The sequence below is a fragment of the Nonomuraea sp. NPDC048892 genome (genome assembly GCF_040649735.1).
Lineage (GTDB): Bacteria > Actinomycetota > Actinomycetes > Streptosporangiales > Streptosporangiaceae > Nonomuraea > Nonomuraea maheshkhaliensis.
The window spans coordinates 18,201-43,965 of record NZ_JBEZFZ010000011.1 but is presented as its reverse complement, the minus strand read 5'-3'; the positions used below and the strand labels follow the sequence as shown (position 1 = coordinate 43,965).

The 25,765-nt window shown below is 71.5% G+C and carries 26 protein-coding genes; 9 read left to right on the top strand and 17 right to left on the bottom strand.

Translation table 11 applies throughout. The annotated features are described in order from the left end of the window. Positions 1 to 5: 5 nt before the first annotated feature. From AB0C28_RS31615 to AB0C28_RS31600, 4 genes are read right to left on the bottom strand one after another with little or no spacing between them, the layout of a single operon-like run. On the bottom strand, positions 6 to 2,231 hold the full coding sequence (locus tag AB0C28_RS31615; protein ID WP_358079631.1) for a heavy metal translocating P-type ATPase: 2,226 nt from the start codon (positions 2,229 to 2,231) through the stop codon (positions 6 to 8). A gap of 21 nt (positions 2,232 to 2,252) precedes the next feature. Further along, positions 2,253 to 3,257, bottom strand: a complete 1,005-nt coding sequence (locus AB0C28_RS31610; RefSeq protein ID WP_358079629.1) for a hypothetical protein — start codon at positions 3,255 to 3,257, stop codon at positions 2,253 to 2,255. Further along, the gene (locus AB0C28_RS31605) at positions 3,254 to 3,463 is read right to left on the bottom strand and encodes a heavy-metal-associated domain-containing protein (protein WP_346112835.1); all 210 of its coding nucleotides are present in this window, start codon (positions 3,461 to 3,463) and stop codon (positions 3,254 to 3,256) included. Before AB0C28_RS31605 ends, AB0C28_RS31610 begins: the two co-directional genes overlap by 4 nt. Positions 3,464 to 3,486: 23 nt before the next feature. Beyond that, positions 3,487 to 3,768 (bottom strand): metal-sensitive transcriptional regulator, encoded by a 282-nt coding sequence (locus tag AB0C28_RS31600; protein WP_358079627.1) that lies wholly within the window; start codon positions 3,766 to 3,768, stop codon positions 3,487 to 3,489. 211 nt (positions 3,769 to 3,979) lie between these two features. Between AB0C28_RS31600 and AB0C28_RS31595 the strand changes: the two genes are divergently transcribed. The 5 genes from AB0C28_RS31595 to AB0C28_RS31575 are packed head-to-tail and all read left to right on the top strand — an operon-like array spanning position 3,980 to position 6,100. Further along, on the top strand, positions 3,980 to 4,378 hold the full coding sequence (locus AB0C28_RS31595; protein ID WP_357858808.1) for a DUF6069 family protein: 399 nt from the start codon (positions 3,980 to 3,982) through the stop codon (positions 4,376 to 4,378). Positions 4,379 to 4,402: 24 nt separating this feature from the next. Then, complete coding sequence (locus AB0C28_RS31590) at positions 4,403 to 4,759, top strand: YciI family protein (RefSeq protein ID WP_357858805.1); 357 nt, start codon at positions 4,403 to 4,405, stop codon at positions 4,757 to 4,759. 59 nt (positions 4,760 to 4,818) lie between these two features. Further along, positions 4,819 to 5,214, top strand: a complete 396-nt coding sequence (locus AB0C28_RS31585; protein ID WP_358079625.1) for a sigma factor — start codon at positions 4,819 to 4,821, stop codon at positions 5,212 to 5,214. After that, positions 5,190 to 5,864: a DUF6596 domain-containing protein gene (locus tag AB0C28_RS31580; protein WP_358079623.1), complete on the top strand. Its 675-nt coding sequence runs from the start codon at positions 5,190 to 5,192 to the stop codon at positions 5,862 to 5,864. The genes AB0C28_RS31585 and AB0C28_RS31580 overlap by 25 nt, the downstream gene beginning before the upstream one ends. Next, complete coding sequence (locus AB0C28_RS31575) at positions 5,807 to 6,100, top strand: hypothetical protein (RefSeq protein ID WP_358079621.1); 294 nt, start codon at positions 5,807 to 5,809, stop codon at positions 6,098 to 6,100. The genes AB0C28_RS31580 and AB0C28_RS31575 overlap by 58 nt, the downstream gene beginning before the upstream one ends. Positions 6,101 to 6,603: 503 nt before the next feature. On the opposite strand, the gene AB0C28_RS31570 is transcribed toward AB0C28_RS31575, so the two are convergent. After that, a complete protein-coding gene (locus tag AB0C28_RS31570; RefSeq protein ID WP_357858793.1) occupies positions 6,604 to 7,329 on the bottom strand; it encodes a response regulator transcription factor in 726 nt (241 codons plus the stop codon). Positions 7,330 to 7,782: 453 nt separating this feature from the next. Further along, positions 7,783 to 8,988, bottom strand: a complete 1,206-nt coding sequence (locus AB0C28_RS31565) for a histidine kinase (RefSeq protein WP_358079619.1) — start codon at positions 8,986 to 8,988, stop codon at positions 7,783 to 7,785. Positions 8,989 to 9,245: 257 nt separating this feature from the next. Between AB0C28_RS31565 and AB0C28_RS31560 the strand changes: the two genes are divergently transcribed. Then, positions 9,246 to 10,049, top strand: a complete 804-nt coding sequence (locus tag AB0C28_RS31560) for a hypothetical protein (RefSeq protein ID WP_358079617.1) — start codon at positions 9,246 to 9,248, stop codon at positions 10,047 to 10,049. A 914-nt stretch (positions 10,050 to 10,963) separates the two neighbouring features. Here the strand turns inward: AB0C28_RS31560 and AB0C28_RS31555 are convergent. Beyond that, a complete protein-coding gene (locus AB0C28_RS31555; protein ID WP_358079615.1) occupies positions 10,964 to 12,385 on the bottom strand; it encodes a phosphatidylinositol-specific phospholipase C domain-containing protein in 1,422 nt (473 codons plus the stop codon). A 441-nt stretch (positions 12,386 to 12,826) separates the two neighbouring features. Between AB0C28_RS31555 and AB0C28_RS31550 the strand changes: the two genes are divergently transcribed. After that, entirely contained in the window at positions 12,827 to 14,431 is a 1,605-nt protein-coding gene (locus AB0C28_RS31550; protein ID WP_358079613.1) for a BBE domain-containing protein, read from the top strand. Positions 14,432 to 14,656: 225 nt separating this feature from the next. Here the strand turns inward: AB0C28_RS31550 and AB0C28_RS31545 are convergent, their stop codons facing one another. Both AB0C28_RS31545 and AB0C28_RS31540 read right to left on the bottom strand, forming a co-directional pair. Then, the gene (locus AB0C28_RS31545) at positions 14,657 to 15,304 is read right to left on the bottom strand and encodes a response regulator transcription factor (RefSeq protein WP_358079611.1); all 648 of its coding nucleotides are present in this window, start codon (positions 15,302 to 15,304) and stop codon (positions 14,657 to 14,659) included. After that, a complete protein-coding gene (locus AB0C28_RS31540) occupies positions 15,244 to 17,196 on the bottom strand; it encodes a sensor domain-containing protein (RefSeq protein ID WP_358079609.1) in 1,953 nt (650 codons plus the stop codon). Before AB0C28_RS31540 ends, AB0C28_RS31545 begins: the two co-directional genes overlap by 61 nt. 253 nt (positions 17,197 to 17,449) lie before the next feature. Here AB0C28_RS31540 and AB0C28_RS31535 point away from each other — a divergent pair, with 253 nt between their 5' ends. Then, positions 17,450 to 17,773, top strand: a complete 324-nt coding sequence (locus AB0C28_RS31535; protein WP_357858773.1) for a YbaB/EbfC family nucleoid-associated protein — start codon at positions 17,450 to 17,452, stop codon at positions 17,771 to 17,773. Positions 17,774 to 17,782: 9 nt separating this feature from the next. Here the strand turns inward: AB0C28_RS31535 and AB0C28_RS31530 are convergent, their stop codons facing one another. From AB0C28_RS31530 to AB0C28_RS31505, 6 genes are all read right to left on the bottom strand, one after another. Beyond that, positions 17,783 to 18,733 (bottom strand): hypothetical protein, encoded by a 951-nt coding sequence (locus AB0C28_RS31530; RefSeq protein ID WP_357858770.1) that lies wholly within the window; start codon positions 18,731 to 18,733, stop codon positions 17,783 to 17,785. A 10-nt stretch (positions 18,734 to 18,743) separates the two neighbouring features. Further along, positions 18,744 to 19,145 carry a hypothetical protein gene (locus AB0C28_RS31525; protein WP_357858767.1) on the bottom strand — a complete coding sequence of 134 codons (402 nt, stop codon included), beginning with the start codon at positions 19,143 to 19,145 and terminating at the stop codon, positions 18,744 to 18,746. A 172-nt stretch (positions 19,146 to 19,317) separates the two neighbouring features. Beyond that, a complete protein-coding gene (locus tag AB0C28_RS31520; RefSeq protein WP_358079607.1) occupies positions 19,318 to 20,241 on the bottom strand; it encodes an NAD-dependent epimerase/dehydratase family protein in 924 nt (307 codons plus the stop codon). 191 nt (positions 20,242 to 20,432) lie between these two features. Then, entirely contained in the window at positions 20,433 to 21,734 is a 1,302-nt protein-coding gene (locus AB0C28_RS31515; protein ID WP_358079605.1) for a DUF5685 family protein, read from the bottom strand. Between the two features lie 94 nt (positions 21,735 to 21,828). Then, positions 21,829 to 22,428, bottom strand: coding sequence for a DUF6461 domain-containing protein (locus AB0C28_RS31510; protein ID WP_358079603.1), 600 nt, complete (start codon positions 22,426 to 22,428; stop codon positions 21,829 to 21,831). Positions 22,429 to 22,625: 197 nt separating this feature from the next. Then, positions 22,626 to 23,834, bottom strand: coding sequence for an MFS transporter (locus AB0C28_RS31505; protein WP_358079601.1), 1,209 nt, complete (start codon positions 23,832 to 23,834; stop codon positions 22,626 to 22,628). A 65-nt stretch (positions 23,835 to 23,899) separates the two neighbouring features. Here AB0C28_RS31505 and AB0C28_RS31500 point away from each other — a divergent pair, with 65 nt between their 5' ends. Continuing rightward, positions 23,900 to 24,346: a helix-turn-helix domain-containing protein gene (locus AB0C28_RS31500; protein ID WP_357858752.1), complete on the top strand. Its 447-nt coding sequence runs from the start codon at positions 23,900 to 23,902 to the stop codon at positions 24,344 to 24,346. Between the two features lie 56 nt (positions 24,347 to 24,402). Here the strand turns inward: AB0C28_RS31500 and AB0C28_RS31495 are convergent, their stop codons facing one another. Next, on the bottom strand, positions 24,403 to 24,981 hold the full coding sequence (locus AB0C28_RS31495) for an NADAR family protein (protein ID WP_358079599.1): 579 nt from the start codon (positions 24,979 to 24,981) through the stop codon (positions 24,403 to 24,405). A 261-nt stretch (positions 24,982 to 25,242) separates the two neighbouring features. Then, positions 25,243 to 25,614, bottom strand: a complete 372-nt coding sequence (locus AB0C28_RS31490) for a group 1 truncated hemoglobin (protein WP_357858743.1) — start codon at positions 25,612 to 25,614, stop codon at positions 25,243 to 25,245. Positions 25,615 to 25,765 lie beyond the last annotated feature (151 nt).

The window sequence follows — 25,765 nt, the reverse complement described above, 5'->3', positions numbered from 1 at the left end:
CGGCGTCAGCGGAAGCGGCGCAGCCGGAGGCTGTTGCTGACCACGAAGACGCTGGAGAACGCCATCGCCGCGCCCGCGATCATCGGGTTGAGCAGCCCCATCGCCGCCAGCGGCAGCGCGGCCACGTTGTAGGCGAAGGCCCAGAACAAGTTGCCCTTGATCGTGGACAGCGTCCGGCGTGACAGCCGGATGGCGTCGGCCGCCACCCGCAGGTCACCGCGTACCAAGGTCAGGTCCGATGCCTCGATGGCGGCGTCGGTGCCCGTGCCCATGGCCAGGCCCAGGTCCGCCTGGGCCAGCGCGGCGGCGTCGTTGACGCCGTCGCCCACCATGGCCACGACCTTGCCCTCGGACTGCAGCTTCTTGACCACGTCCACCTTGTCGGCGGGCAGCACCTCGGCGATCACCTCGTCGATGCCCACCTCGGCGGCGACCGCCTTGGCCACGGCCTCGTTGTCGCCGGTCAGCAGGACCGGCGTGAGGCCGAAGGCGCGGAGCCTGGCGATGGCCTCCTCGCTGGTCGGCTTGACCACGTCGGCCACGACGAGCACGGCGCGGGCCCGGCCGTCCCAGCCGACCGCGACTGCGGTGCGGCCGGCGGCCTGGGCCTCGTGCAGCTCCCGTTCGAGGTCGGCGGGCAGGTGCTGCGACCACTCGGCCAGCAGCCGGGGGCGGCCGACCAGGACGGCGTGCCCGTCCACGATGCCCTGCACGCCGAGGCCCTCGACGTTCGCGAAGTCCTCAGGCGCGGGCAGCGCGCCGACGCGGGCGGCGGCGCCCTTGGCGACGGCCTGGGCGATCGGGTGCTCGGAAGCGTGCTCCAGCGCGCCGGCCAGGCGCAGCACCTCCTCCTCGCTCTCCCCCTCGGCCACGTGCACGGCCGTGAGCGTCATCCTGCCCTCGGTGACCGTGCCGGTCTTGTCCAGCACGACCGTGTCGATGCCGCGGGTGGACTCCAGCGCCTCGGGGCCCTTGATCAGGATGCCGAGCTGAGCGCCACGCCCGGTGCCGACCAGCAGGGCGGTCGGGGTGGCCAGGCCGAGGGCGCACGGGCAGGCGATGATCAGCACCGCGACCGCGGCGGTGAAGGCCGCTCCCGCGCCGGCGCCCGTACCGAGCCAGAAGCCGAGCGTGCCGAGGGCGAGCGCGATCACGATGGGCACGAAGATGCCGGAGATGCGGTCGGCGAGCCGCTGCACCTGCGCCTTGCCGGTCTGGGCCTCCTCGACCAGCTTGGCCATCTGGGCGAGCTGGGTGTCGGCGCCGACCCGGGTGGCGCGCACGACCAGCCGGCCGCCCGCGTTCACCGTGGCGCCGGTGACGGCGTCGCCCGTCCCGACCTCGACCGGCACGGACTCGCCCGTCAGCATCGAGGTGTCCACGGCCGAGGAGCCCTCCTCGACCACGCCGTCCGTGGCGATCTTGTCGCCGGGCCGGACCACGAAGCGGTCGCCGGCCTTGAGCTGCTCGACCGGCACGCGCCGGCCGTCGGCCAGCTCCACCTCCTTGGCGCCCAGCTCCAGCAGCGCCCGCAGCGCGGCGCCCGCCCGGCGCTTGGAGCGGGCCTCGAAGTAGCGCCCGGCCAGGATGAACGCGGTGACGCCCGCCGCCGCCTCCAGGTAGATGTTGCCGGAGCCGTCGGTGCGCTCGATGGTGAACACGAACGGGTGCGTCATGCCGGGCACGCCCGCCGTGCCGAAGAACAGCGCCCACAGCGACCAGCCCAGCGCCGCGATCGTGCCGATCGAGATCAGCGTGTCCATCGTCGCGGCGCCGTGGCGCAGGTTGGTCCAGGCCGCCTTGTGGAACGGCCATCCGGCGTAGACCACCACGGGGGCGGCCAGCACCAGCGACAGCCACTGCCAGTTGGTGAACTGCAGCAGCGGGATCATCGCCATCGCGACCACCGGCACCGCCAGCACCACGGAGGTGATGAGGCGCTGGCGCAGGGGCCGGAGCTCGTCCTGCGGCTCCTCCTCCCCCGTCTCGGCCTTGGGAGGCGCGGGCAGGGCCGCCGTGTAGCCGGCCTTCTCCACCTCCTCGACGAGCAGCCGCGGATCGACGCCCTCGGGGAAGGTGACCTTCGCCTTCTCGGTGGCGTAGTTGACGGTCGCGGTCACGCCGTCCATCTTGTTCAGCTTGCGCTCGATGCGGTTGGCGCACGAGGCGCAGGTCATGCCGCCGATCGAGAGTTCGACCGCGTTGTGCCGGTCATCGGTGAGTTGTGACATCACCGTTCTCCTTCCTCTCGCTCAGTGGCCGTGGCCGTCGTCATCGTGCCCGGTCGCGCTCGGCGTCGGCTCGGCCGTGGCCGGCCGCTCCCCCGCCGCTGCCGTGAAGGCGGCGGTACGGACCTCGTCCCCGTGCTGGAAGTCGAGGAAGAGGCGGTAGTCGCCGGTGCTGGGCACCTCGGCGTAGAAGACGATCTCGGGACCGGCCGCCGTCCTGCCGTCACCGGGCTCGCCGTCGGGGTGGACGTGCAGGTAGGCCAGGTCCCTGGCGCGCAGGGCCACCAGGTGGCCGTAGGCGCCGAGGTAGGGCTGCAGGTCGGTGACGGGCTCGCCGTCCCTGCTCACCTTGAGAGTGAGCTTACTGGACCGTCCGGGCGTCAGCTCGCCGTCGAGGGTGACCTCGTATCCGTCGACCTTGGCCGTACGGGACTGCTCGGGCAGCTTGCCCGGCTTGTAGTCACCGGCCACGGTCAGGTCGGCCCCCAGCGTCAGGCCGCTGCCGCCGGCCGGCACGAAGTCGGCGAAGGCGCGGTACGGCCCGGCTTCCGGCAGCGTCAGCCTGACCGACCAGACGCCGTCGGATCCCAGCTCGGGGTGGACGTGCTGGAAGTTCCTCAGGTCGCGGGAGGCGACGATGAGGTGCAGCTTCTTGTCGTGCTCGACCTCGTAGCCGGTGACCGGCCTGCCGTCGGGCCCGGTCACCGCGAACCGGAAGTCCGCCGGCTCGCCCGGCTCGAACGTCGCCGTCAGTGGTTCGAACGTGTAGCCCTTCTCGGACACCTGGAGCCCCCCGGGGGTATCTTGCTTCGCCTGTCCAGTGTCGTGCCCGTCGTCATGCCCGGCGCTCGTGGCGGGCGCGGGGGTGGCGGCGGGCGCCGTCATGCCGGCGTGATCCGCCGCCTGAGGCGCCCCTGAGCTGGTCGTTCCCGACCCGATCGGGCCGACCACCTTGCCCGCGCCCAAGGCGCCGCCGAAGACGACGGCCAGCCCCAGCACGTACGCGCCGAGCTTCGTCGCGGCGTTCACTGGTTCACCACTTCATAGCCGGCCTCGTCGACCGCGGCCGCGATCCGCGCCGCGTCGACGGGGCCGTCACTGTCGACGGTCAGCAGGCCGGTCGCCAGGTCCACCTCGACGTTGGTGACACCGGCCACTCCGCCGACCTCTTCCTTGACCGAGCTGACGCAGTGGCCGCAGGTCATGCCCTTGACGGTGTAGGTGGCGGTGCTCATATCGATCTCTCCTTCAATCCGGGTCAGGAACGTACGAGTCGTGCGATGGCGTCGGAGGCCTCCTTGACCTTGGCCTCCGCCTCGGGCCCGCCCTTCCGCGTGGCCTCGGCCACACAGTGGGCCAGGTGCTCTTCGAGCAGCGACAGGGAGAACGACTTCAGCGCGCTGCTCGCGGCCGACACCTGCGTCAGGATGTCGATGCAGTACTTGTCCTCTTCGACCATCCGCTGCAGGCCGCGGACCTGCCCTTCGATCCGGCGCAGGCGCGTCGCATGATCCTGCTTGCTGCCGCTGTATCCGGCCATGTCCACTCCTTCCCTCGGTCAGCTGCTCCATCAACACCATACCCCCCTATGGTATTTCCGGCAACGAGCCGCCGGAGCACATCCGTTCTTTTCGGCTTTTTTCGTCTTTCTTTGGCTTTCTTTGGACGGAGATGTCGAATCGCGTCGAGCCCGTTCGTAGCAGGGGTGAGAGGCCGGCAACGGACCGGTCACCACTCACCGGAGGTTCATCATGTCCGTCATCACCACCGCCGCTCCCGCCAGGTCCCTGATCCTCAGCGGCCTGACCGCCACGGCCGTCGCCGGTGCGGCGACCGCCGCCGTCGCCGCGGCGGGTGAGCTCGCCGGAATCAGCCTGGTCGTCAACGGCGCGCCGATCCCGGTGTCCGGTTTCGCCACGCTGACCGTCATCTTCTCCCTCGTGGGCCTGGTGCTGGCCGCCGTACTGGCTCGCCGGGCCCGGCACGCGCGCACGACGTTCGTCCGCACCACGCTTGTGCTCACGGCGCTGTCTCTGGTACCGGATGTGCTCGTCGGCGCGTCGGTGGCGACGAAGGCGCTGCTGATGGTGACGCACGTCGTCGCCGCCGCGATCGTCATCCCGGCCATCGCCCGCCGTCTGTCCGCCTGATCCCCTGGTCGAAGGAGTTCGCCCGTGAAGAAGTACCTGCTCGCCGTCCAGTACGACGAGAGCACGCCGTGGCCGTCCGAGGCCGACCTGAACGAGCAGCAGGCCAGGACCACCAAGGTCACCACCGACATGCAGGCGGCCGGTTGCTGGGTGTTCGTCGGCGGCCTGGTGGGCTCGCACGCCACCACCGTCGTACGTCCCGGCGACGGCACGACCACGATGACCGACGGGCCGTTCGCCGAGACCAAGGAACAGCTCGGCGGGTTCTGGGTGATCCAGTGCGACGACCTGGACCAGGCGCTGGCCTGGGGCGAAAGGTGCGCACTGGCCTGCGGGTCCCCGATCGAGGTGCGCCCGTTCGAAGACGCGCAGTGGACGTGAGCGGGCGGTGAGCCCGGTGGATCTGGACGGCGATCCACCGGGCCGAATACGGCAGGTGCGTGATCACCCTGACGCGCTTGCTCGGGGACATCGGCCTGGCCGAGGTCTTCGTGCAGAACGCGTGCGCGGTGGCCGTCCAGAAGCAGACGCAGGGCCTGGCCGAGGACCTCGGGCAGAACACATTGACCGTGGCGTCCAGAAGCAGACACAGAGGCCCGACCGAGGACCTCGGGCAGAACACGTTCACCGTGACCGCCCAGAAGCAGACACAGGAGCCGCCGCCCAATCCGGGCGTGTGGATCGTCACCACCGCCCGCAACCGGGCGATCGACCGCCTGCGCCGCGAATCCACCCGACGTACACCCGCCAGGCCCGCCACACCCAGGCGCTGCTGCTGCACCAACCCGACGAACCCGAGCAGGTGGGACCGGTGCGCGACGACCAGCTCCGCATGATCTTCACCTACTGCCACCCGGCGCTTTCCCCGCCCGCCCGCACCGCGCTCACCCTGCGCCTGCTCGGCGGGCTGGAGGTGGCCGAGATCGCCCGGGCCTACCTGGTGCCGGAGTCGACCGTCTTCCAGCGAATCGTCCGCGCGAAGAAGAAGATCCGCGACGCCGACATTTCGTACCGCGTGCCCGGCGCCGCCGAACTGCCCGACCGGCTCACCTCCGTGCTGACCGTCCTCTACCTGATCTTCAACGAGGGGTACGCGTCCACGTCAGGAGAGCTGCTGCGGACGGATCTGTGCCTGGAGGCGGTCCGCCTGGCCAGGGAACTCGCCGAGCTGATGCCCGACGAGCCCGAGGCCCTCGGGCCGCTGGCACTGCTCCTGCTCACCGAGGCCCGCCGGCCCGCCCGGGTGGGACCGGCGGGCGAACTGGTGGTACTCGCCGACCAGGACCGATCCCTGTGGAATCACCGGCTGATCGCCGAGGGGCACGAGCTGGTACGCCGCTGCCTGCGCCGTGACCGGCCGGGTCCGTACCAACTGCAGGCCGCGATCAACGCCGTACAACCGACGGCCCGGCCACCGACTGGGCCCAGGTGCTCGCCCTGTACGACCAACTGCTGCGGCACGCCCCCACCCCGATCGTCGCGCTGAACCGCGCGGTCGCCGTCGCCGAGGTCCACGGCCCCGGGCCGGCCCTGACCGCCACCGAGGACCTGAACGTGCCCGGCTACCACCTGCTCTCAGCCACCCGCGCCAACCTACTGACCCGCCTCGGCCGCACCAGCGAAGCCGCCACCGCCTACGTCCAGGCCATCACCCTGGCCACCAACGACACCGACCGCACCTTCTTGCGGGATCGGCGGGCCCGCCTGACCCCGGACGTGTGACCGCGCCGCACCTGGCCGATGTGCTCGGTCGCGTGCAACCAGACCGACCACTTGGACCCACGATCATGAAACTAACGACCACCACGCAGGTCTCCGTCGGACGGGATAATTCAGGACAACGACCCCTCAAACCAGAAACGCCTGAGCGGATTCGAGCGCGACGGGGTAGGCCGATCGACCAGCGCGCGCGTGCCAGCCGCAGCACGCGGAACACGCGATCCTGGCAGGAACCCGGCGCTTAGCGACCGTAAAGGAACAGGTAGATTGACCAGCTCCTGCCACTTACGGCGCTCGGAACGTGCGATCACGGTAGAGAACCCGGCCCTCAGCGGCCGCATCGGGGCGGCAAAACAACCAGCGCCCACCACCCGCAGCGCTCAGAACCTGCACTCACCACGGCAGGGGACCCGGCGCCCAGCAACCGTACCGAGGCAGGTAAAACGGTCAGCGTCCGCCACCCACAGCACTCGGATCCTACATACACCACGGCTGGAGACCGGCGCTCAGCGACGATCGTCCGTGACGGTGATGAGCCCGCCCTCGTATGCGGCGACGACAAGCTGAGCCCGATCGCGGGCATGCAGCTTGGCCAGCAACCGGCTGATATGGGTCTTGACCGTCCCGACGGTGAGATGCAGGTGCTCGGCCAGCTCGGCATTGGACATCCCTCTGCCGATGAGGGTGAGCACCTCGCGCTCGCGCTGGGTGATGTCACTGAGATCCCGGACGGCAGGGGCGGGTTGAGCGCCGCGCAGGAAGTCGGCGATGAGCCGGCGGGTCACGGTGGGCGCGAGCAGCGCCTCGCCGGAGGCGACGACCCGGATGGCGGCCAGGAGCTCGGTCGCCGTGGCGCTCTTGATGAGAAATCCGCTGGCACCGGCCCTGAGCGAGGCGTACACGTAATCGTCCTGGTCGAACGTGGTGAGGATCAGCACGCGGGTCCCGGCGTTGCCGGGGTCGGCGCAGATCCGCCTGGTCGCCTCGATCCCGTCCATGTCAGGCATCCGTACATCCATGAGGACGACATCCGGCCGCTGAAGGCGAGCCAGCCGCACAGCCTCGGCACCCGTACCGGCCTCCCCCACCGCGGTCATCCCCGGCGTGGCGTTGATCAGCACTTTGAGGCTGTCACGCACCAGAACCTGATCCTCGGCCAGCACCACCCGAATCCGCGCCGACGACGGCACGTCGTCCGGGACGGCATCCCCACTCACCTCGCCACTGCTCACACCCACACCGCCCTCGTCACCCTTCGCGGTGCCAGCCTCCCAACGCCAGCGCCCCCAACCTGAGCACCGTCAACGTCAGCACCCTCAGTCTGAGCGCCGCCGACGTGAGCGCCCTCGACGCGAGCGCTGCCAATGTCTGCCCCGCCCATGAGCTCACCGATCACACCGACGCCGCCCAAGTCACCATCTCCCCAGATCGGCACCGCCGACGTCTGCGCGACCATATCAACGCCGCCTCCTCAACCGAGCACCCGTCATCAGCGCCGCCCAGGTCAGCACCACTCCCACCGGCACCGCCCGCGCCAGACCACCCACGTCAGGACCACCTTCGCCAGCGCCACCCGTGCCGGGACCACAACGCCAGCACCACCCACCTCAGCACCACTCACTCCAGCACCCCAGCACCACCCACCTCAGCACTTCCCATGGCAACACCTCCCCCACCGGCAGCGGTCACGGCAGGGCGTCGGTCTGATCGTCGTAGGGTAAGCGGGCCGTGACGCGGAAGCCGCCTTCGGGGCGGAAATCGGCGTCGAACGTGCCGCCGTACATCTTGACCCGTTCGCGCATGCCGATCAGGCCGTGTCCTCCGCCTCGGCCAGCTCGCGGGGGCCGCCCGCGGCGGGGGCCGTCGTCGGTGACCTCGATGGCGGCGGCCCGCCCGTCGATGGCGACGGTGACCGAGCAGCGGGTGGGACCGGCGTGGGTGATGACGTTGGTCAGCGCCTGCTGCACGATCCGGTAGACCGACACCGCGACCGCGGGCGGGAGCGCGGCCTCCTCATGGACGGTCAGCTCCACCTCCACCCCGGCCGAGCGGGCGTGGTCGGCCAGCTCGGGCAGGTCGGCCACGCCGGGGACGGGTACGTGGGTCTCCGCGAGGTCGCCGTCGGAGCGCAGGAGACCGAGCACCCGCTGGATCTCGGTGAGCGCGCCGCGGCTGGTCCGTTCGATGACGGCCAGGGCGGCGCGCACCTCCTGCGGGCGTTCGTCGGCGACGTGGTTGGCCACGGTGGCCTTGACGGCGATCAGGCTCATGCTGTGGCCGATCACGTCGTGCAGCTCCCGGGCGATGCGCCGCCGTTCATCGGCCACCGCGGCCTCGGAGAGGTGGCGGACGAGGCGGGCGGTCGTCTCCCGTTTCCACTTGACGACGCTTCCCACGCCCCAGCCGGCGACCAGGAACACGCAGACAGCGCCGATCTCCACCGGCCAGTATGGTGGCAGCTCGCTGGGGGTCGCCGGGGGCGGCAGGCCGGGGAGCACCTGATCGTAGAAGAGCAGGATCGCGCCCGTCGCGGCGAGCGCGCAGGCCACGAGGCCGCTCACCGACCAGGTGGCGGAGGCGGTGGCCGCCACCAGGTAGAGCGCCAGGACGGTCGGCACGAACGTCAGCCAGATCATGCCCGCCGCGACCGCGCCGGACAGGGTCGCCGCGGTGGCCGTGGCGCACGCGAGGACGAGCATGGCCCGGGGCCGGCGCCGCCGGAAGGCGATCGGGAGGCTCACGATCGCCGCCACCGGCCAGGCCGACCAGGCGGGCCACGGCGACGAAGGGCCGGGCGGATCGACGATGGCGTAGCCGATGGTCAGCGCCACGACGACCGCCGCCGCCGCGTCGGCGACGCCGTTCGTTCCGATCCGCCGGGCCCAGGTCATCAACAGCCTCTCCGAGGAAGCCCCCGCTGTCAGGCGGGGGAGGTTGTCACGACGAGAACGTACCGTCACGGCGGATCATCTGGCATCTGACCAGGGTCGTACTTTCGGCGTCTGTCTGAGGTTGTACGGCGGCTCGTGCCGGCCGTTCAAGATGCGACCTGAGCCAGACGCGCGGACCGGGCGTCGTCCAGCACGCTGCTGGTGCGCCCCGGCGTTCCGGCCGGGGCGTTCGGACACGGACGGACGGGCGGCAGAGCATGGACATCGACCTTCGCGGGCGCATCACCCGGTGGCGGCAGGCCGACGCGGCGCGGCGGGCCGCCAACGCCGAGGCCAACCTGGGCCGCCGGCCTCCCTTTCCCGGCCGCTGGGTGAGCGCCGTCTCGCTCATCGGCGGCCCCACGCTGATCATGGTGGGGACTCTCCTGCGCTCCCCGTTCTACTTCTTCGTCCCTTACCAGCTCGTCGCCTACACCCGCCATCCCGCCCTCATCACCGCCGCGTATGTCTGTTTCGCGGCCGGGTTCGTGCTGCTCTGGCCGGCGATCATGGCGCTGGCGCACCGGATCGCCGTCACCCATCCGCTGTGGGGCATATGGGGCGGTTGCCTGGTGATCGTCGGCCTGTTCACCCGGACCTTCCAGTACGGCACCGACCACCTGGCCTTCCACCTGACCGACACCCTCGGCCTGCCGACCATGCTCACGGGCATCGACGGCTACTACCTGGCCTGGCGCGACTCCGTCTGGCACCCGTTCAGGTCCATGTCGGGGCCGGCCTTCTTCGGCTGGGTGGTGCTGGCCATCGGCGCCTACCGGTCTGGCGCCCTGGGGTTAGGCCGGTCGATCGCGCTCGGGCTGATGTCGGCACTCGCCCTCGGCACCCTCAAGGGCACCGAACCCCAGTCCTTCGTCGCCGTCGGCGGTCTGTGCCTCGCCCTCATCCCCATGGGCATCTCGCTGCTACGCGAAGGCCCTCCGCCGACCAGGCGCGCCATGCTCTGGATCGTCGCCCTCTCCGCGGTGCATGTAATCATGACGGCTTTCGGACCGAGAGGGTGATGAGCGGATGTGCGGCGGCCTGGACGCCACCTCCCCCGGTCCGGGCCGGGCCGCGCCGGGCTGGGTCGGACCGGGTCGGACCGGGGCCGGGCTGGGTCGGGGCCGGGTCGCTAACCGTTCCCGCCGTCCGCGGCCAGGACGATTCGGGGTGGGAGCCACTTACCGCCCACGAGCCGCACATTTCGGGGTGCGAACCACCCACCGCACGCTGGGTGAACGTTGCCGGGGACGAGCCGCCTGCCACCCGTGGCCTGGACGTTTCAGTGTGCAAGCTGCCCGCCGCCTGGATGTTTCCGGGTGGCGAGCCGCCTGCGGCCCGGACGGTGCCGGGTGTGAGCCAACCACCGCCGGTGGCTCGGCACCCCGCTGAGCAGCCGCCCGCCGACTTACGCCTGCCGCAGGTCGGGTCAATCGACGGCCTGGACGGTCACCTGTCCGAGCCGGGGCGGGAAGGCGGGGGGCCGGGCAGGCCGCGAACGGTTCCCACCGTCTGCGACCTGGACGTTTCGCGGGACGCGAGCCACCTGCCGCCCGCGCCCGGATGGTGCAGGACGCGAGCCGCCCGCCGCCCGCGAAGCGAACCTTTCCGGAGACGAGCCACCCGCCGCCCGCAGCCTGGACGTTCAAACTGCGGGCGGCCCGCCGACCCGCCGAGTGTCCGCCCGCCTCCTTACGCCTGCCGCAGGTCGCGTCGGTCGACGGCCTGGATGGTCACCTGGCTGGGCCAAGGCGGGCGGGTCGCGAACGGTTTCCCACCGTCTGCGGCCTGGACGTTTCGGGGCGCGAGCCACCCTCGGCGCGCTAGGCGAACGTTCCGGGGGCGAGCCGTCCGCCGGCGCGGGCTGGACGTTCGTGCTGCGGGCGACCTGCCGACCTCTTTCGCCGTCTGTCTTCTGGCGTCTGCTGCCGGTGTGTCAGTCGATGGCGCCCGAGCGGGTGAGGAGGTTTTCGTACCAGGTTTCGTACGGGTGGTTGGTCGCGGGGTATGTGGCCAGGGGGTCGGTGGCTTGGGCGGCCGAGTCGATGTCCCAGCCGCGGACGAGGCGTCCCGCCTGGCGTGCCGCCGTGATGAAGGAGGACTCTCCGGCGGGCGCCGCGTAGAACAGCGCGTCCTGCTGCAGCTCCGCGCTGTCGCCCTTCTGGAACTCGACGAACGCGCGCTGCGGGTAGCGGATGCGGTCGCCGGTGTGCCGGTCGGTGTCCACGCGCAGGGTCTGCGCCGGGGTCGGGCCGTCGGCTCCGTTCCAGACGCGCACGCGCGACGTGCCGCTGACCGAGGTGGTCTTGTCGTAGCGGGCGTCGGAGGTCTTGGCGTTGCCGCTCCATGTGACGGTGGCGGCGCCGGCGTCGAGCGCGCCGTCCCAGGTCCAGTTCTGGCTGTTGCTCTGGCTACGGTGGATCTCGCGGATCCGGGTGCCTGCCGGGTCGGTGAATTTGACCGTGGGCAGGACGCCGTCGTCGTAGCGGCTGCTGGACGACCAGGTGATCTCGCCCTGGGTGTCGAGGCGGCCGACGCGGTACCAGAGCGTGGTGGCATTCTGGGATTGGTGCACCTCGACCACGTCCCCCGCGTCGTTCAGGGCGACGGCCGGCGTGACGCCACTGTCGTAGCGGCCGTGGCGGTGCCAGGTCACGCGGCCGTCGGCGCCGTACGAGCCGGTCCAGTACCACAGCTCGCCCGAGCCGGAGTCGTGCACCTCCACGACCTGCCCGCGTCCATTGATCGCGATGGCCGGGCTGTTGCCCGCGTCGCGTTTGTAGGCGGCGCGGGTCTTGCCGTTGCCGGAGATCACCGTCAGGACCCGGCCGCGCAGCGCGTCCACCGACGGCGGGCTCGCCGGATAGTTCCGGGCCTCGAACAGCCGTGCGCCGAAGACGGAGGTGAGCTCCTGGTTGAGCGCGGCCAGGTTGCCGGCGGCGTACGAGGTGTTGTCCGTCAGGTCGTCCTTGACGTCGAGCGCGACGACGACGGGTGCGGCGGCAGAGTGCTGCGCGGACCAAGTGTTGATCACGGTGAGCCAGTCGCGCAGGAGGTTCGACGCCGGGTTGCCCGAGTGGTCGACCTGGTTTCCCGGGGAGTCGTGGCCGATGGAGTAGTCCTTCGAGGTGGCGTACCCGTTGTCGTGGATGTCCAGCTCGATGAAGCGGACGCCGCTGTCGAGCTGGCGGACGATCGAGTCTCTGCCACCGTTGATGTCGCCCGAGTAGCTGTTGTGCGTGGCACGGAAGATCGCAGCGGATAACGGTGTGTCCACCGCCGCCTCGGCGGGCGGGGCGACCAGCAGCGCGGACGCGGTGACGGCGAGGACGGACAGAACGGTTCCATTTCGGGGCATGAATTGATCTTGATGCCTGGGAGGGTCCCGGACAAGGCGATCACACTTTTTCGCTCGTGTTGTCGCACAAATGCGAATACGAATGGGAGTACGAATACGCAGGGCTGGTCATGCGTATACGACGGGCTGGTCGTGCGAGGGGCCAGTCGTGCGAGGGGCTGGTTGCGCGAGGGGCTGGTTGCGCGAGGGGCTGGTTGCGCGAGGCGCACGTGCGCCGGGCTCGTGGCGGTGCAGGCGCGAAAGGCTCGTGGCGGTGCATACGTGGAGGGTGGCGGGGGTGGCACCGGGTGTCGGTGGTGTGTCGGAGGGTGGGCGGATGGGGGTTAGGGCCCAGGTCGGGTGGGTGCTGCGGCGGTTCTCCGGGCGGTGATCACGCTCCTAGCGTTGCTGTCACAACGCTTTCCGACGCAGGCAGCACACAGAAGCAGGAGGTGGTCGATCGTGGGCCAGGTCACGCGCCGAGGATTCGTGGGTGGGGCGGCGGTGCTCGGTGGGACGGTGGCGGTGGGTCTGGGCGGGCCGTCCGGGGCACAGGCTCGGGAGCTGGGGCCCGTCCGGGTGACGTCAGGTGATCCGCGCTACGAGGATCTCGCCGTACGCCGGACGAACCAGCGCTTCTCGCCCAGGCCGGAGTACTTCCACGTGGTCGGCTCGACCGAGCAGGTGGTCAAGGCCGTGGAGGACGCGGTCAGGGCCGGCAAGCGGATCACGGTACGCAGCGGCGGGCACTGCTACGAGAACTTCGTCGGCGAAGGCGCGCAGGTCGTGATCGACATGTGCGAGATGTCGCGGGTGTACTTCGACGACCGGCGCGGCGCGTTCGCGATCGAGGCGGGGGCGACGCTGATGCAGGTGTATCGGAGCCTGTACCTGGGCTGGGGGGTGACCATTCCCGGAGGCCAGTGCGGTGGGGTGGCGGCCGGCGGTCACATCGCCGGGGGCGGTTACGGCCAGCACTCCCGCCGTCTGGGCTCGGTGGTCGACTACCTGCACGCGGTGGAGGTCGTGGTGGTGGACCGTTCGGGACGGGCACGCGCAGTGATCGCCACGAGAAACCCGTCCGACCCCCACCATGACCTGTGGTGGGCGCACACGGGAGGCGGGGGCGGGAACTTCGGCGTCGTGACGCGCTACTGGATGCGCGACCCGAAGGCCACGGGGAAGGACCCGGCCCGGCTGCTGCCCAAGCCGCCGCCGGCCCTGCTGGTCTGCCGTCCGGCCTGGTCGTGGGCCGACATGACCAGGGAGTCGTTCAGCACCCTGCTGCGCAACCACGGCGAGTGGCACGAGCGCAACAGCGAGGCCGGCACGCCGTACGCGGGGCTCTGGAGCGCGCTGATGGTCCAGAGCCGGGTCCAGGGCGCGGACCCCGGCGGCATGATCCTGCCCACCCTGATGGAGTCCTCGGTGCCGGACGCGGAGCGCCTGCTCTCCGCCTACTTCGCGGCGGTGACGCGGGGTGTGGGCGCGCGGGCGCACATCCCGCCGGTCGTGCGGATGCCGTGGTACCAGGCGGTCAGCACGCAGGCGCTGGGCGGTGACGAGGGGACGGGGAGGTTCAAGGCCAAGTCGGCCCATCTGCGCCGGCGCTTCACCGATCGGCAGATCGGTGTCGCCTATGACCATCTCGGCGTGCCCGGTCCCGGCTCCGCGGGTGGCACGCTGGTGCTGGCGTCGTACGGCGGGCGGATCAACGCCGTGTCCCCGGGCGCGACCGCCGTGGCCGAGCGCGCCTCGGTCCTTAAGGCGCTGTTCGTGAACACGTGGGAGGAGGGGAACGGCGCCGAGCACATCGCGTGGGTGCGGCGCTTCTACCGGACGATGTACGCCGACACGGGCGGCGTGCCGGTGCCGGGCGGTGCCAACGGGGGCGCCTACATCAACTATCCCGACATCGACCTGGCTGATCCGGCCTGGAACACCTCCGGCGTGCCGTGGTCCACGCTCTACTACGGGGACAACTACGGCCGACTGCAGCGGGTGAAGGCCCGGTGGGACCCGCGCGGGGTGTTCCGGCACGCCCTGTCCATCCGCCCCGCCCGTTGACGACCCGCCCGGTCCCTTGACGGCCAAGGGAGGCAAGGTCGGCGTGCGTGCTCGGGGCCTCATCGCGGCCGAGTGGCGCCGGCGCGGGCGATTGGGGGTGGCGCGGGCGGTTGGGGGCGGCCGAGTGACGTCGGCGCGGCACGATCGGGCCTGTCGAGTGACGTCGGCGTGCGCGAGTGCGGCCACATTGCGGGTGAGCCGGGGGCGCGGGCGATTCGGACGTGGTCAGGTGCGGTTGAGGAAGGCCAGGACGGCGAGAACCCTGCGGTTGGTGTCGTCGGCGGCGTCCAGGCCGAGCTTGGCGAAGATGGCGGCGATGTGCTTCCCGACCGTCCCCTCGCTGATGTAAAGCCGCCCCGCGATGGCCACGTTCGACCGCCCCTGCGCCATGAGCTGCAGCACCTCGCGTTCACGTGGGGTCAGCGAGGCGACGGGATGCAGGGGCGAGGTGCCCCCGAGCAGTTTCGCGATCACCTCCGGATCCATGGCGGTGCCGCCGGAGGCGACCCGGCGCAGCGCGTCCACGAAGTGGCCCGTGTCGAACACGCGGTCCTTGAGCAGGTACCCGACGCCGCCGGCACCATCGGCCAGCAGTTCGCGGGCATAGATCTGCTCGACGTACTGCGACAGGACCAGCACGGGGAAGCCGGGCCGGCGGGTGCGGGCCTCGATGGCGGCCCGGACCCCCTCGTCGGTGAAGCCGGGCGGCAACCGTACGTCCACGATCGCGGCGTCCGGCCGGTGCCGGGCCACGGCGTCGAGCAGGTCCTCGCCGGTGTCGACGGCGGCCACGACCTCGATGTCGTGGGCTCTCAGGAGGTGGGTGAGCCCTTCCCTGAGGAGGTAGACGTCTTCGGCGAGGACAACACGCATGGGATCTCCAGGGTGGCGGCGGTCGGTCCGCCGGGCGGGCTGGACAGGGTGAGGACTCCGTCGAACCCGTCGAGGCGGCGCCGGATGCCGTGCAGCCCGCCGCCGTGGCCGGCCACGGCGCCGCCCCGCCCGTCGTCGGTGACGGTGGCTCTGAGCAGGCCGTTCTCGTACGTCAGCGCCACCGACACCCGCGACGCGGCGGCGTGCTTGGCGACGTTGGCCAGCAGTTCGGACACGGCGAAGTAGACCGCCGCCTCGATCGGTGCGGCCGCCCGGCCGGGCAGGTCGGCGCGGACCTCGGCGTCCAGCGGGGCGTCCATCGCCAGGGTGCGTACGGCGTCGGCGAGCCCGCGGTCGGCGAGCACCGGCGGATGGATGCCGCGGATGAGCTCGCGCAGCTCGCCGAGCGCGGCCACGGACATCTCCTTGGCGCCGGCGATCACGGCCTTGGCGGCCTCGGGATCGCGGTCGATGAGCTCCTCGGCCGCCCCCAGCGTCATGCCCACGGCGACCCACCTGGCCTGGGCGCCGTCGTGCAGGTCGCGTTCGATGCGGCGCAGCTCGGCGGCCTGGGCGTCGCTGATCCGAGCGCGGCTGCTGGTCAGCGTGTCGACCCGGTTCGCCAGTACGGCGGCTCTGGTCGGGGCGAGCAGGGCCCGGCTGAGCAGGGCGTGGCAGCGCAGCAGCGCAGGGGCGGCCGCGATGCCGAGGGCGGCGGCGGCCAGGCCGGCGACGGGGGCGGGCAGGCCGGCCGACGCCGGTACGGCGGCGTGCAGCACGTCGCCGGGTGACCAGGTCAGCCCGCTGATCAAGCTGAGGGCCTCGGTCCACGCCCACAGCCAGCACAGCAGGATCAGCCCGCCGGCGATCAGCAGGGCCGGTACGGCGAACAGCACGGCGGCGACGGGCACCTCGAGGAGCAGCCAAGCCAGGTCCCGCCAGGATGCCGGATCGCGTACCGTCCACTCGAACCGCCGGGCGCGCACGGCGGCCGCCCGCGTCCGGTAGACCGTGCCGACGGGGCCCCAGCCGAGCCGGTAGGTGCCGTCCGGCTCGGGCTGCGGCAGCGGCGGCTCGGGCCGATAGGGCTCGGCGATCCGTACGCCCGTCCACGCACCGATCTTCGCCCGGCGCCAGGAGACGAAGCGGCGCGAGCCCAGGACGGTCTCCGGCCACAGCCGTACCGGCATCAGCGCGATCGCCAGCAGCTGGGCCAGCGCGAACACCGCCGCCACCCCCGGCAGCACGGCGCTCGCGCAGACGCGGGCCCCTGCGGCGGCGCTGCGCCCGATCGCGCTCATGACGCGGCCCGGCGCACGTCGGGCCCGCGGGGCGAGCAGCACCCGGGTCCAGCGGGTGTGCACGCGCAGCAGCGCGGGCCCGAGCGCGATGCCGAGCAGCGCCGCCGCGCCGCCGAGGGCGAGCCCGCCGGGGCGGAGCCAGGCGGTCGCGAGCCCGCCGGCGATCAGCGTCGGCGCGAGTGCGGCGAGCGGGCCGCCGATCAGCGGGTTGAGCGCCATCCAGGCCAGGTCGCGCACGGTCGCGGGGTCGCGGGCGATCCAGCGCAGCCGCGCCAGGTAGGCGGGCGGGAACGCCGAGCGGAACAGGGCGCCGCCGTCGCGGTACCAGCCGTCGGGATCGCGCGCGGGCGGCGGCGGAGCCGGCCGGTACGGCGAGGGGAGGTCCGCGCCGCCCCACCGGGCGGCCAGCCGGCGGGCCAGCGCGGGCAGCCGGCGGCTCTGCTCGACGAAGAACGCCGGGGACGGCAGGCCCGCGTGCGAGCCCACGAAGATCACGATCAGCAGCGGCGGTCCCAGCAGCGCGAGCCCCGCCAGTGCCAGACCGCGCACGGGCGCGCGCGCGTACGCGACGACCCTCTCGCCTCGCCCCACGGTACGCCTCCACGTGCGTCACGACCCGGGGCCTGGGCCGTGCGTCGATCACGACCCGGCTCCCCGTTCCGGCTCCTTGATTCTGCGTCGCCGTGCCGGCGACTCGCGCACGATGAAAGCACGTGAACGGGGGTGGCGGCATGGGTGCCAGCCCCCATGCGGACCGGCGAACGCGGGCCGAATCCCCTCACATCCCTTATATCGCAAAAGTTACTAGTTGTCACTTATATGATCATTAATGTAGATATTCGCCATGACACAACGCGAGCGACGTACCGGCGATCCCGAACTCGACCGGATCATGACCGAGTTCCGGGCGAACTCCCAGAACTACGCCGGCGTCATGACCGGCATCGGCGACGTCGTCGGGCAGGCGGCGAGCCGGGACGACAAGATCAGGGTCCGGGTGTCGGCCTCGGGCCAGCTGCTGGGGCTGCACCTCGACCCCCGCGTGATGCGGCTGGCCTCGCATGAGCTGACAGAGACGATCATGGAGCTGTCGCGGCAGGCGACCGAGGACGCGGCTCGCCGGGTCATGGAGCTGACCCGGCCCTACCTGGAGACGGACAGCCGGTAGGGGCGCCCGTCAGAGCCGGGGGATGAGGCTGCGGGTGCCGTGGACGATGAACTTCTGGTACATGTCCTGCTCGGTCAGCCCGTGCTCGGTGCCGGGCAGCGGGTTGTCGCCGTGCTGCACGTCCAGGGTCATCGAGTACGCGGTCGAGGCCGTCAGGCGGGGCAGGGCGTTCCCGGTGTTGAGGACCGTGCCGTTCGGCAGCGTGACGTTGGTGGCGACCGTGCGCAGGCCCGGCACCTTGGCCATGAGCGCCGCGCTGCCGTCGATGACGCCGTCGAAGACCATGTTGGCGACGAAGTTCTCCCGGAACACCTTCAGGTTGTGCCCAACCGAGCGCACGTCGTTGCCTTGAAGATCGGTCTTGATGCCGCCCGCGACGTTCAGCCCGAGGGGCAGCAGCACCTCGCCGGTGGCGTACGCGGCGCTGTCGGCGACGTAGTACGTGAACATGGGCAGCAACATCCTGACGAAGCGGTTCGCGGTGAACCTGAGCAGCAGCGCCTGCCGCTTCATGATCGCCTGTAGCAGCTTCCAGGTGAACACCTGGTACCCGATGGTGTACATCATGTCCACCGTCATGATCCAGCACAGTATCCGCAGCGCGTGGTTGATCTTCTCGATGACGTCGGCATAGGCGCGGCAGGCGTTCGCCGCCCTGCGGTGCTTGAGCGAGACGGCGAGGACGGCCGGGCCGTACCTCTGCGTCCAGAACTTCTTGAACTCCTCGACGGCCGGGCCGGAGCTCTTGGTCCAGACGATCTCGGCGGCCGTGTTCGCCTCGCGGAAGTGTTTGTCGACGGCGTCGGCGATCTCGTCCAGAACGTCGGCCGCCTCGCGGATCTTGTCCGGGTCGCCTTCCAGGTACGAGATGCCGAACAGGAACTCGGGCGCCAGCAGCCCGGCCGCGCCGGCGCCCGCCATACCGCCCAGGGCGACCTTGCCCGCAAGCCCGATGGGCACGTCCTTCTCCTCAGGCTCGCTCGACCGGCGTGGTCGGCACGGCGATCTCGTCGTTCTTGCGTTCGGCGAACTCGAAGAGGTCCTGTACGAACGCGTTCTTGTCGATCATGCTGGCCAGGTCGGCCGCCTTGACGTTCTTGCTCATCGACACCACCGCGGAGCCGATGACCTTGTACGCCTCGCCCAGGTTGGTCAGGGCCTTGCTCAGGTCCTCGTACGCCTGGTCGAAGCCGGCCTGGCCCTCCTCGCCCTGGCGGAAGAGGCGCGCCGCCTCGTCGCTGGACGGGTTGCCGAAGTAGGGGATGAACTGCTCGACCTGGGTGCTGAGCCGCTTCACGGTCCGCAGGAACTCCCCTCCTTCGAGGTGGACTGCCCGGCCGGCCGTCTCCATGCTCGTGTGGTCGATGTCCATGGTGATCACCTTCATGATGTCCGCTGAGTGGCCAGTCTCCGTCCTGCCGATTACCGGAAGATGATCAGGATGTTGCCATCATGCGTGCCGCCCAAGTCATCGGTGTGCCGGCGCGCCCAGACCCGCGCGCTCTGGTCTGCATGCTCAGATCGCCTTGCTCAGGTCGGCGTGCTCAGATCGTCTTGCCCAGATCGGCGCCGGCGATCCAGTCGCTGATCGAGTGGTGGCGAGGGCGCCAGCCGAGCTGTTCGCGGGCGCGTACGGCGCGGACCCGGCTGTTGGAGCCGAGGGCGTGCCTGGCGAACTCCGGGTGCCAGACATCATCGGCGGAGCCGGGCTCCCAGGGACGGGGGCCGGGCAGGCCGAGGCGGCGGGCGATGGCCCCGGTGATCGCGGCGAACGACGCCTCGCCGTTCTCGACGAAGCAGAACAGGCCGGGCGACGCCTTGTCCAGGGCGAGGAGGTACAGGTCGGCGACGTCGTCGAGGTGCACGGTGGACCAGACGTTGGCCCCGGTGCCGACGTGCCTGACCACCCCGCCGGCCTGCGCCTGACGTACGAGTGCGGCGATCAGGACGCTGTCGCGGGGCAGGCCGCGCGCGTCTCCGTAGATGAGGCTGTGGCACAGGACCGTGGAACGTACCCCCTGGTCCGCGGCGGCCAGGACGAGGCGGTCGAGGGCGACGCGCGCCCGGCGTACGGGATGCTCGGGCTCCCAGGCGGAGCCCGGGTCGAGCAGGTCCTCGCCAAAGGTCGTTTCGTCGGCTTCGCCGCTGGTGCCGATGCCGACGATGCTGGTGCCGCTGGTGTGGACGAGCGGCTTGCCCGATCCGGCCAGCGCGGCGACGAGCGCCTCCGCGGCTCCGCGGTGGTCGCTGTCGGCCGCGTTGACGACCGCGTCGGCGCGTCGGGCCTGCTCGGCCAGCGTGCCGGCGTCGTCCAGGTCGCCCACCACCGGCTGGACGCCCAGCCGGGCGAGGGCGTCCGCGGTGGCCGCGTCCCTGGTCAGGCCGGTGACGGTGTGTTTTGCCTGGAGCAGGCGGACGGCGACGGCGCCGCCGATGTAGCCACTCGCGCCGGTGACGAAGACGTGCATGGGGGTCCTGCTTTCTCGCGTGGTACGCCGGTCGTCCGGCCCGGGCCATCGTCGTCACCCACGTGCCGATGGCTCAACTCTCGTTGCTGGAACAGCAAAACGCGCGGGTCCGGCCCTGACCAAGCGAGGTCCCGGGCGGAAAGGCGTCGGGCAGACCGGCGCTGGTCTGGCGGGCCGGCGTCGGGGCGGTGCTAACAGTCGCAGCTGCAGCCGTCACAGCCACAGCCGTCGCCGCAGCACCCGTCCTCCCCGCAGCAAGAGCAACAGTCGCAGCAGTTGCTGCAGGCGTCGCATCCGGAGCAGTCCAGGCGCCCGCAGCAGGAGCTTTCGTGCTCCTCGTCCCAGGCGGGCCGGTACAGGCCGCACGTGCAGCAGCTCAGCGTGGTGCACGCCAGCGACAGCAGCCCTCCGGGATCCCGCTTCCCCGGTGGCCGCTGATCCGGCGGCGCATCGGGGTCACCGGCCGGGCGGCCGTCGCCGTACATCCCGGCAACGATCATGCGGCCATCGGCGAGCGCCCCGCCGGCGTGGGGGTGGCCGGCGGCGAGCGTTCCAGCGGCGTGAGGGTGGCCTGCGGGGTGCGCGCCGGCGGCGCTGGGACGGCTCTCGCCGGGCGCGCCGGCGGCGGCAAAAGCACGCGAAACGGCATTGCCGGTCTCCCGTACCAGCAGGGCGCGCGTCAGGGCGGGGCGGGCCAGGTCCAGTGCGTCCACGGCGGCGCGCAGCTCGGCATGCGCGGCGTCGCAGCGGCGGCGTGCCTCGCCCAGGCCGGTGCCGGTGGCGAGCAGGGGGTTGTACGCCCCGGACGCCCGGTCGTCGGCCAGGTCCTCGACCGCGTCGATCAGGTGCGCCAGCCGCCCGAAGCCGCGCCCGGCCGCCTCCAGGGCCTCCCGGTTGTGCGGCCTGCCCGCGAGCACCGCCGTGTGCGCGAACGCGGCGGCCACGGCGTCCTCGGCGGGCCCCGTCAGCTCAGGTAACCCGGGCGCCCGGCCGCCCTGAGCAGGCGCCTGGACGGAGGCACGTTCCAGGACCGCCTGACGCCCGGCCGCCGCCGTCAGCGGGGCGGGGTCGAACCCCAGCGTGCCCGCCATGGCCGTGCCGGCCGAGGACCAGCGGCCCGCCAGCCGGGTGGCGCCGGCGGCCACCGGGCGGCGGGCGTACACGCCGTCTCCGTCGGCCACGTGGTCGCTCATCTTGCCGGCCGCCAGGAGCAGCGACACCGAGGCCGCCAGCCGTACCCCTTCCGACTCCGCGACGTCGGCGCCCTTGAAGCCGCGCAGCGCGCACGGGCCGACCTTGCGGCGGGACGTGGACGCGGGCGACTGGGCCTCGGCGAGGACGGACACGAGCAGCCCGTCGTAGTTGGTCACCAGCCGCGACAGGTGTCCGTGCTCGTCACGAAGTGCCAGGCAGAGCCCGCACAGGTGGCCCATCCAGTCCGCGTAGAGCCCTTTGCACAGGACGTGCCGACACGGGCGGACAATGCCGAACATACGTCCCCTTATGCGTACGGTGGGAGCCCACCGTAGCACCGGCCCGCCCCCGTACGCCGTCGAAGCCCGTCCACCGAAAGGGCGCCGCGCGGACTCACCGGGCTCCGGGCACGGTGGCGCCCAGAACGGGACGGCGAAGGTGCCGCAGCTCCACCGTCACGCCGGTGATGCGGCCGGCCAGCGCCAGGGCCGCGGGGACGGGGTTGTCGACGCTGTCCGCGGCGGCCGGATCGATGCCCAGCTCCCGCAGGTGCCGATTGAGCCGGTCGGGATCCTCTCCGTCCCTGGTCAAGGGGAACCCCAGGTTGACGGTGGTGATGAGCCGGCCGTCGGCGGCGTACCTCACCTCGTGCTGGGCGTAGTCGTGCCGGAGCACCGCCACGGCTTCTCCGCCGTCGCGCGACAGGGCGCCCAGCACCTGCGGCTCATGGCCGCGCCAGCCGCGGTCCTCGACCGCGACCGTCCAGGCCCCGATCCGCCTCACGGTGATGATCTGAGGTCCTTCCGGGCCGGTGAAGTCCCCGTCGTCGATCATCCGGATGTCCTCGTCCGCGGCGCCGAGTCGGCGCAGCACCTCGCGCTCGTCGAGCCCGCGGACGAAGAGCATCGTGTAGATGTCGCCAGGCGGGCCGTTCTTCTGCCACTGGTAGTCCTCCGGCGACGGGCCGGGGGTTCGCGCGGTGGCGCGGACCATCTCGAACGTCCTCGCCCGCTCAAGGATCTCGGGATGGGTGGCGAAGAACGCTTCGGTGATCTCCCGAGCCAGCCGGCCGCGCTCGCTGACCAGGTAGCCGTTCGCTCTCGCCCAGTCGTGGATCTGCGTGCGGCCGAGCTCGGGCGACCGGTAGGTGATGCGGAGGGGGTGAGGTCGGCGTCGGACATGATCGGAGACTATTCGGCGGCACCGACAGGATCGGGGTTGCCGCCTCGGGGCATCAGGCAGACGGTGAGCAGGGCGGACAGGAGGGTGAGCGCGCAGGCGGCGTTGAGCGCCGGCGCGAGGCCGGTCCAGGCGCTCATCACGGGTGCGGCGAGGGCTCCGGCCATGTTCGCCGCCGCTTCGACAGTGAGGAAGGCCGCGCTGACGCGGCCGAGGAGCGGCTTCGGGGTGGCTCGTTGCAGCCAGGTGTGGGTGGCGACCATCACGGTGACAGCGGGCATGCCGAGGAGGACCGCGGCCGTCAGCGCGACCGGGAGTGACGTGGCGTTGAACATGAGGAAGAACGCGCCCGCGACGAGCGCCTGGCCGACGGCGAGGGTCGTTCTGGCGGGGAACCGGTCGATGAGCGGCCTGCTGACCGGCGCTCCCAGGAGGAAGCCGAGGCCCAGCGCCGACAGCAGGTAGCCGACCTGGACGCTGCCCCCGAAGCGGGTCACGGCGAAGGGGACGAGCAGCGCGGTGAGCCCGGCGTTCGCGAGCAGGAAGGCGCTGTTCGTGACCAGCAGCGCCCGGGTCGTCGGGGCGCGCCGGAGGTGGCGCAGGCCGTGGACGAGGTCGGCGAGCACGTTCCGGTCCAGGTCAGGGGCGCGTGACCGGGTCGTGGTCCTGGCGATGGCGGCCGCGGAGAGGAGGCTCGCGCTGACGGCGGCGCAGATGACGACGTCGATGCCGTCGGTGGCGAACAGCAGGCCGCCGATCGGTGGTGCGCTCAGGCCCGCCACTCCGGTGGAGACGGCGCCGAGCGCGTTCGCGCCGCTGAGCAGGGGGCCGGTGCCCACGACGGCGGGGGTGTGCGCCTGGGCGGCCGGGCGGAAGATCACCGCGGCGGCGCCCTGACCGAGCATCGCCGCGTAGACGAGCCAGATCGTGTCGGGCGTTCGGGCCAGGAGGACCGCGGAGATCGCCGTCGCGTGCACGAGATCGGTGGTGATCATGATGCGGGGACGGTCCCACCGGTCGGCCATGACCCCGGCGAACGGCCCGATGAGCAGCGCGGGCAGAAATCTGCAGGCCAGGCTGACGCCGGTGGCCAGCGCCGAGCCGGTGACGGCGTAGAGGTGGGCGGGGACCGCGACGTCGAGCAGGCCCGTGCCGAGGGCGGCGATCGAGCGGGCGATCCAGAGCAGCCGGAAGTCCCGCACGCGCAGGGCTTTAAGCATTCTGCCTCCCGAAGTATTCCCTCAAGAGACAAGCGTGCTCCTAATTATTCTGTCAAGATAGTTCCATGGATCACGTCGAACTGGGCCGGCGGTTGCGCGCCCGCCGTGCCGCCCTCGGCAGGACGGTCGCCTCGGTGGCCACGGAGGCGGGGGTGTCGGTGCCTTATGTGGCGAATCTGGAGAACGGTCGGGGCAATCCGACGGTCGCGGTCCTCGACCGGCTCGCCGGCGCGCTGGGGACCCGCCTGGTGATCGAACTCGCCGATCCGGCCGCGGATCCGGCGGTCACGGCCCTGCCGCCGTCGCTGGTGGACTTCTCCCAGAGCCAGCGCTTCCGGCGGGAGGTGGGCCGGCTCGCCTCCATGCTCGGGGAGGAGCCGCGGACGATCCGCGCCACGCTCGTCGACGCCCTGGCGGCGGCCGGCGCTGCCCTCCGGCGCGACCTGCGCGAACCCGACTGGCAGCGACTGCTCGACGCGATGGTCCTGATCCTGGGCCACCCCCCGGAGTGACGGACGACCGGCACGGCGGGCCTGGTCAAGCCGGCACCCCGAACAGCGTCGGGGCCTCAGAGCCGAAAGCCGACGCGGTCGGCCACGAGCTCGGCGCGAACCAGTTCGAGCAGCCGGCCCATCCAGTTGCGACCGGCGGAGCCGCGAGTGTCCCAGAACGGCGAGTTCGCGGAGCCGTAGTGAATGCGTCCGTCGCCTGTGGCCAGCAGCACTTCAGCCAGGTCGGGGTGCTGGCGGAACTTCGCGCGCAGCAGTTCGGTCATGACCGCGAGGCGCACATCCTGCCAATGCGGCCGCCGTTCGGCTCCGGCCGCGATGTCGCGCGCCACCTCGGGGCCCGATGCCGTACGGATGTGCTCACGCGTTGCCGGATGCATGGGACGGCCGTAGTTGAGGTGCACGGTCGGCGACTGGGCCTCGGCGGGCCCGTCGGCTTCCCGCCGCGCGACTGAGGCCGGATGCGGCCGCCGCCAGTGCGCGAAGTAGCGGAACGCCCCTTGGCGGCCTTCTTCGGTGACGACGCCGTCCTCGGTCAACGCCTCGCCGCCGTCGTCGAACTCGAAGAGTATGTACGCGTCCCACGTCTCACCCGCTTCCGAGCTGAGCAAGCGCAGCGGGATGTCGCGGGCGTCCATGTCGCCGAGTGCGTAGATCCGGTGATGCGCCGGGATCGCCTCGTAGGCGGCGCGGAGCGCGATCCGGTCGGTTTCCGTACGTGAGTCGACGTAGCGCAGTGCCGCCGTTTCCCCGTCATCTGAGTCATCGTAGGCCTGGAATCACCCGCCGGCTTCCGCTCGCCTTGGGGCTGCGTTCATGGAGCGGCTGGCGCCGGCACGACACTCGACCAGCACCTTGCACTCGTGGTAGATCGCGACGATCCACCTTCGGGATGAATCTCAGGCGGCGGACGCCTGGCCGTCCACGATCTGGTCGCGCAGCGGGGCGAGGGCGCCGGCGATCATGGTGATGGTCTCCTGCGGCACCCCGCAGTGCGTCAGCGCGCCGGCCAGGTGCCCGACCACCGCGTCGAACGCCTCGCCGGTGATGGCCAGGCCGGTGTGGGCCTCCCCCATCGTCCGGCCTCGGTACTCCTGCGGCCCGCCGAGGGCGGCCGCCACGAAGCTGCGCTGGTGGGCCTTGAGTTTGTCCAGGTCGGTGCCGGTGAAGTAGCCGGCGAGCCCGGGGTCGGCCACGACCCGCCGGTAGAACTCGTCGACCACCGCGGAGACCGCGCTCGCGCCGCCGATCTGGTCGAAGATGGACGCCATGGTGACCTTCCCTTCCAGTCGCTTGGAAGGAGCGTCACAGCGGGCCGTTCCATCGCGGTGACACGGCGGCAATGTGCCCGCACCAAGGTGCTCACCACCGTGACACCGGCGTAACGCGCCCGGCGCTCGGCACCGCACGGGCTTGCGCTCA